The organism is Paenibacillus cymbidii (assembly GCF_004764705.1).
In the GTDB taxonomy this organism is placed as follows: domain Bacteria; phylum Bacillota; class Bacilli; order Paenibacillales; family NBRC-103111; genus Paenibacillus_AN; species Paenibacillus_AN cymbidii.
In genome coordinates this window covers 297,725-304,293 of sequence record NZ_SHLX01000008.1, presented here as the reverse complement: position 1 = coordinate 304,293, position 6,569 = coordinate 297,725, and the positions used below count along the sequence as shown (strand labels likewise).

5 protein-coding genes are annotated in these 6,569 nt (G+C 56.7%); 1 reads left to right on the top strand and 4 read right to left on the bottom strand.

All coding sequences use genetic code 11. The features are described from left to right. Nucleotides 1–154: 154 nt before the first annotated feature. From EXY20_RS13855 to EXY20_RS13845, 3 genes are all read right to left on the bottom strand, one after another. Complete coding sequence (locus EXY20_RS13855; protein ID WP_135551949.1) at nt 155–1,036, bottom strand: carbohydrate ABC transporter permease; 882 nt, start codon at nt 1,034–1,036, stop codon at nt 155–157. A 31-nt stretch (nt 1,037–1,067) separates the two neighbouring features. Beyond that, nucleotides 1,068–2,012, bottom strand: coding sequence for an ABC transporter permease (locus tag EXY20_RS13850; RefSeq protein ID WP_407944915.1), 945 nt, complete (start codon nt 2,010–2,012; stop codon nt 1,068–1,070). A gap of 183 nt (nt 2,013–2,195) precedes the next feature. Then, entirely contained in the window at nt 2,196–3,857 is a 1,662-nt protein-coding gene (locus EXY20_RS13845) for an extracellular solute-binding protein (RefSeq protein ID WP_235885850.1), read from the bottom strand. Nucleotides 3,858–3,932: 75 nt separating this feature from the next. Here EXY20_RS13845 and EXY20_RS13840 point away from each other — a divergent pair, with 75 nt between their 5' ends. Beyond that, entirely contained in the window at nt 3,933–4,115 is a 183-nt protein-coding gene (locus tag EXY20_RS13840; RefSeq protein WP_135551942.1) for a hypothetical protein, read from the top strand. A gap of 23 nt (nt 4,116–4,138) precedes the next feature. Here the strand turns inward: EXY20_RS13840 and EXY20_RS13835 are convergent, their stop codons facing one another. Beyond that, on the bottom strand, nt 4,139–6,520 hold the full coding sequence (locus EXY20_RS13835; protein WP_135551940.1) for a helix-turn-helix domain-containing protein: 2,382 nt from the start codon (nt 6,518–6,520) through the stop codon (nt 4,139–4,141). Nucleotides 6,521–6,569 lie beyond the last annotated feature (49 nt).

The following is a 6,569-nucleotide window of genomic DNA, read 5'->3' as shown; positions in this document are numbered from 1 at the left end:
ATATTTTAGGCGCCGTCCCTAACCGATTTTTCGAAAGCATCATGGCCACTCCTTCATTTACGCTGACCATTTCTTATTCGACATCCGGCAGGAAAATTCTGTTATATAATTGTGCCGACGTAGTTTTAAAAAGGGCCTATTTCGTCCCCGTCCGTCAGCCTTTCACCGCGCCGATCATCGCCCCTTTGACAAAATACTTCTGCACGAACGGATACACGAGCAGAATCGGCACGGTCGCGACCATAATCGTCGCGTGTTTAATCGTTTCGCCGAGCTGGAAGCGGTCGGCGTTGGAGGCGCCCGACGCCATCGCGTCGGTGGCGTTGGCGATCAGAATTTCCCGCAGCGTCAGCTGCAGCGGGTACAAGTCGTGATCCTTGAGGAAGATGGAGGCGTAGAACCAGCCGTTCCACTTGTCCACGGCGTAGTACAGAATCATCACCGCAATGACCGGCATCGACAGCGGCAGCACGATTCGGAACAGGATGACGAGATGGTTGGCGCCGTCGATTTTGGCCGATTCCTCCAGACTGTCCGGAATGGCGGAGAATGCGGTGCGCATGATGATCAGGAAGAACGTGTTGACCGCAAACGGAATGATCGTCGACCAAAGCGAATTGATCAGCCCGACCCCCTTGATAATCAAGTAGAACGGAATGAGTCCGCCGTTGAAAAACATCGTCAGCACGATGATGAAAACAAACACGTTGTTCCACATGACCTGCTTGCGCGACAGCACATAAGCGCCGAGGGCGGTGAGCAGCATGTTGACGGCGACGCCAAAAACGAGAATGAACAGCGTGTTGCGGTAGCCGGTAATGATGCCTGGATTGCGGAATACGCTGCGGTACGCTTCGATGCTGAAGCCGAGCGGCCGCCACAGCAGCCCCCGGTGCGCGACCAGTTGGCCGGCATCGCTGAACGACGCAAAAGCTACATACAGCAGCGGATACAACGTCACGACGACGAGCAGCGACAGCGAAACGTAAATGACGGCGTTCAGCCATTTGTCCGAGGCGGAAAGTCGGTAGTTCATACAATTCTCCTCCTCCAAGTTGGCACACCGGTTACCACAAGCTGCTTTCGCTCAGCTTGCGGCTGATGCGGTTCGCGGCAACGAGCAGCGCCAGATTGATGACCGAATTGAACAGGCCGACGGCCGAGCTGTAGCTCCAGCCAAAATCGATCAAGCCTTTGCGGTAAACGAACGTCGAGATCACGTCCGCCGTATCGTAGGTGGCCGAATTGTACAGCAGAATGATTTTTTCGAAGCCGACATTCAGCAGGTTGCCGACGCGCAGGATGAACAAAATCGAGATGGTCGGCAGCAAGCCCGGCAGCGTAATTTTCCACATCATGTTCCAGCGGCTGGCGCCGTCCATATGGGCGGCTTCGTACTGCTCCTGGTCGATGCCCGACAAGGCGGCGATATAGATGATCGATTCCCAGCCCACCTTCTGCCAAATCTCGGACAAAATATAAATCGGCCGGAACAATTGCGGCTGCTGCAGCATCGCCTGGCCGTTGTAGCCGAAGCTTGCGAGGATATTGTTGATAATGCCGCCGTTGTTTGTAAATTCGACGATCATGCCGCAGATGACGACAAGCGAAATGAAGTAGGGCATATACGTGACGGTTTGCACGAACCGTTTGAAAAATTTTCGGCGAATTTCGTTGACGAAGAGCGCCAGAACGATCGGAGCCGGAAAACCGAAGATCAGCGTCAGCAGGCTGATGATGATCGTATTTTTCAGGATGCGCCAAAAGTAATACGATTCGAAAAAGTCGCGGAAATTGGCCCAGCCTACCCACTCGCTGCCGGAAATGCCTTGCGCCGGGGAGTATTCCTTGAAGGCGATCAGGGCGCCGTACATCGGCGCGTAATGAAACACGATATAGTAGGCGATGACGGGAAGCATCATGGCGTACAGCAGCTTGTTCAGGGCAAAATCGCGCACGAACCGGGAACGGAACGAGTCGCTGCGCTGCCTTGTCGCGGATGCGGCCGGCATGGTCGGCGCTGCCGCGGCGGATTTGGCCATCGGAATCCGCTCCTTTCGGAATGGTTTGCAATCGGCGGGCGGCGAGCGTCTGCTCGCGCGGGAAGAAGGTACGGAGAGGGCGAACGGCCCCCTCCGGGTCGAAGCATTATATCGCCAGGTCGTCAGGTCGTCAGAACGGCAAGAGCAAGCGCCTTACCGTTTGTTGTAGCGGTCGAGCGCCGCTTTCTGAATTTCGATCGCGCGGTCGATTTTGAGCGATTTCAGCTTGCTGACGTATTGATCGAAATTGTCGAGCGACTCGGTGCCCAGAATGATTTTCAGCGTCATTTCGTCGACCAGCGTGTTAACGTCGGTCATGATTTTGGCGAACTCGCTGCTTTCTTCCGGCGTTGGCGTAATCGGCGGCAGCTGGTGCTTGTCGACATCCGTCTTCTGCCAGGTCGTGACGGCATCGCGCTGTGTGGGCAGCGCCAGATACTGTTCGATGTAGCGTTTGTCCTGCACGTACGGCCCGTTGTAGTTGGCGCGGATGTACATGGACATCGCCTGCGCCGGCGCGAGTTTATCCGGATTTTTCATCAGCAGGTCGGTATATTTCGGGTAGCCGTTCTCCATCTTGTAGCTGACGCCTTCCGCGCCGAAGTTGAAGTACATGTGGCCTTCGTCGCTGTAGCCGTAGTCGAGCAGACGTACGGCGAGTTCGATGTTTTTCGATTTCGCCGAGATGGCCACGCTGCCGCCCGGCGCGAAAGCGAAGTCCTTTTGCCCGAACGGGGCGATTTGCCCTTTCGTTTTGACCGGATACGGAGCGCCGACGAGCTGCGCTTTCGCGTTCTTCGCTTCGACGATCGGCTGCCAGCGGCCGATGCCGCCGCCCGCGTTGCCGACGGTTGCGCCGGTTGCGCCGTTCGCGAAGTTGGCATCCATCGCTTTCGTATCGACGGTCGCCAGGTTTTTGTCAAGCAGCCCTTCCGCATACCACTTGCGGAACGTGCCGAGGAATTCCTTGTAGCCGGGCTCCATCGGCCCGAATTTGATCGTGCCGTTGTCGGTGTAGAAGTTGCGCGTCACGCCGAACGCGCCGAGGAACGCGCCGTTGCCAAATTCGTTCAGCGGCCTCGGCAGCCCGACGAACGAAGCGGCTGCTGTCGCGCCTTTCTTTTCCTTGAACGCTTTCAGCGTCGTATACCATTCGTCGATCGTCGTCGGCACCGGCAAGCCGAGCTCGTCGAGCCAGTCCTTGCGCACGATCGGGCCCTGGAACACTTTCAAATAGTCGTCGCCGCGGATGAACGGGAATACATAGTAGCTGCCGCTGTCCGTTTTGGCCATTTTGTCGACTTCGGGATGTTCCTTCAAATATTTCTTCAGGTTAGGCGCCCACTTGTCGATCACGTCGTTCAGCCGCAGGATGTAGCCGTCCTTGATCGCTTTCTCTGGTCCGCCTGGGAAGTCGTTCGTAAAGTTGTATTCGATCATGTCCGGCAGGTCGCCGGATGCGAGCAGGATATTTAATTGTTCTTTGCCCTGGTTGGCCGGAACGGTCGTAAATTTGATCGGCACGCCCGTTTTCTTCTGCCACTCCTGAAAGAACGGCGTATCGGCATGCGACGATTTGACGCCGACCAGGTTGCCGGGCAATTCGCCCCAGTACGTCAGCGTTTTGTCCGTCTTGAGCGGATACGTGGCGGCGGCCGGAGCGGCCGATGCCGAGGCGCCGGGGGATGTTGATGCCGGCGCCTTGGACGGCGAGCTGGACGAACCCGAAGACGAACTGTTCGACGAGCAGGCGGCGGTTACACTCCCGAGCAACAAGGTGGCGGCGAGTGCGGTTCCGATTCGTTTCTGTTTCAAATGGATGCCCTCCTTCGAATATCCGGTATGATCCGGTGTGGTCGAGACCGGCTGGCGATCTCTTGGGTCCATCGTATGACAGCGTTTACAATTGCTCAATCGGGGAAAATCGCCAAACCGATCGCGAATTATTCCGCCACGATCAACAAAACGGACAATACGATCGCGTATTTTTTTGCCGGCTCCGGACGCATCCATGCCCGTTGGCGCGTAGACAGGAGCGACGCAATCGGCAAAATCGCCAATCGCATCGCGTAATTGAACAATTTGCACCAAACAAGCTACGAATCCGAAACGGTTTCGCGGAATTTGCCGGGTGTGATGCCTTCATATTTTTTGAACATGCGGATAAAAGCATTCACATCGTTGAAGCCGACTTCGGCGTACAGTTCATTAACGTTGCGGTGGCTGGCGGCCATCAGCCGTTTGGCATGCGCGATCCGCGTGCGGTTGATGTGGTCGAGCAGCCCTTCGCCGGTATGGTCCTTGAACAGCTTGGACAAGTAGGCCGGCTTCATGTCGAAATGATCGCCGATCAACGAAATGTTAAGGTTCACGTTCATATAGGTGCGGTCGATCAGCTCGACGATGGCGCGGATGCGTTTGTCCATCGCCTGCGCCTTCGATTCCTGCATATGCTGTTTTCTGCGCTCCGCCGTGTACTCGCACACCGTGCCGAGCAGCGACGTCAACTGCTCCTGCATTTCCTGGATCGTGCGGCAGGCGAGGAACCGTTCGATCCGTTTCGGGTGCTGCACGAGGAAGCTGTCCTGCACGCTGCCGATTTCGCCGACCGTTTTGATCATGGTACTGGCTAGGTTAACCATCAGGCAGCGGGCGTATGCGATCGATACGGCCGGGCGGTGGAAATTTTGCTCGAAAATGCCGTCCAGCGTCGCTTTTCCTTTGTCGTAGTCGCCGATTTTCATCGCGTTGATGAGCTGCTGCTCCACTTGCAGCGGATAATAAAAGCCCGGCTCGTTGTCCGCCGCCGTCTGCCGCCGCACGTCCTCGAAGCTGAACACATCTTTGGCGCCCATCACGAGCTTGTATTCCATTGCGTCGAGCGCTTCGGCGTAAGCAGCGGGAATGCGGCTCGCATCGCGGTGAATGCCGCTGAGCGAAAACGTAAAGACGAGCCGGTAATGGTCGGTCAGAAAACGGTTCGCCTCCTGGGCGATGTGCCGCAGCTCGGCGGCGCGGTCTTCCGGCGATTCCGTTCCGCGCAAGTTGATCAGGCAGGCGAACGTATCGTCCATCTCCGCGACGTAGCCCAGATGGTGCCGGCTTGCGAGCTCCTCCATCACATTGGTGACGATAAACTGGAGCAGCTTGCGTTTGTCGACCGGGGCCGTCGTTTCGACGCGGCTGTAAAATTCGTCGCCGGATTCCAGATAAAGCAGCATAACGGCAAAATCGTCGGAGTCGAAATGCATGTCGAAGGTGGCGAGCGATTCGTCGATCGGAATGCGTTCGTCGAACCTGCCTTTCAGCAGCCGGGCGATGAAGTTGGAGCGAAGCGCATGACGCTGCTGCTCCATCTGCAGCAGGACGGTATCCATTTTGGCCGCGGTGTTGTCGTATGCGTTCTGAATGAACTGGAATTCGTCGGTTTCCTTGCCGTAGCCGATGCCCGACTTGCCGGACAGCGCCTGGACGAGCCGGCGGACGGGATTGTAATTTTTGCGCAGGAAGAACAGGGCGATGAGCGCGCCGCCGAGCAGGCTGATCGCGGAGCAAATCATCGTCAGGTTGCGGACGAGCTTGGCCTTCTGCCAGTACAGTCCGCTCGGGATCATCGAGACGTAGGTGAGCGATGGGGAGGTAGCCGATTTCAAATATAGCAATTCGTACTTTTTGCCGTCGACCGTCATGTAGTCGGAGCCGGAAGGATCGGTCATTTGCTCGTAGGGGATACGCGCCGCCGCCGCATCGGCCCCGTTGTTCGAAACCAGCACATGGCGCGACTCGTCGACGATGAACACATGGCCTTTGCTGAACAGCTCCACGTTTTCGATCGCTCCGACGATGCGGGAGGCGTCGATCATGACGACGTTGACCGCGGGAGATGTTTCCTTGTCCGGCTTGTAGCTTGTAATGAAGGCAATCGTAGCCCGCTGCTTGCCGTCTTCGGTGATACGCGTCATCGGCAGGTAGCCTTTGAAGTCGTCGAGGCGGACGATTTCCTGCCACGCCTCGTAGCTGAACCCCGGCACCTTGTGCAGCAGGTTGAACGCATATTGGCCTTCGCGGACCAGCGTCGGCATGACGACGGTATTGTCTTTCTTCAGGTACAAATAGAACAGGTCGACCGATTTATACGCATCTTTGTAGCGGGACATATCTTTCGAAATGACGAATAAATCGTACGGGTATTCTTCCGGGTAGGAGGAGTATTTGCCGGAATAAAGCAGGTCCTGGATGCGCACGTTCCACGTCATCTCAAAACTGAGCCGCTCCATCGACTGGAAATAGCCGTCGGCCACTTCCCGCACCTGGCTGAGCAGCGAACGGTTCGCCTGGTGAATTTCGCTCTCCAGCGTCCGGCTGGAGACGAAGTAGACGAACAAGCTGATGGCCAGCGGCAGCAGCAATACGGCAGCATAGGAAAGCGTCCAGGTGAGGATGACGCTTTTTCGCCGATGGAGCATTGTGCGCAGCATGCTTTGGACCTCCCGTGGAAAAGTATCGCTATTGTATGCGTTTGCCGTG

Coding starts and splice junctions, on each gene's coding strand:
- EXY20_RS13835 (WP_135551940.1), bottom strand. CDS start 6,520: ATGCTGCGCACAATGCTCCATCGGCGAAAAAGCGTCATCCTCACCTGG.
- EXY20_RS13855 (WP_135551949.1), bottom strand. CDS start 1,036: ATGAACTACCGACTTTCCGCCTCGGACAAATGGCTGAACGCCGTCATT.
- EXY20_RS13850 (WP_407944915.1), bottom strand. CDS start 2,012: ATGCCGGCCGCATCCGCGACAAGGCAGCGCAGCGACTCGTTCCGTTCC.
- EXY20_RS13840 (WP_135551942.1), top strand. CDS start 3,933: ATGACAGCGTTTACAATTGCTCAATCGGGGAAAATCGCCAAACCGATC.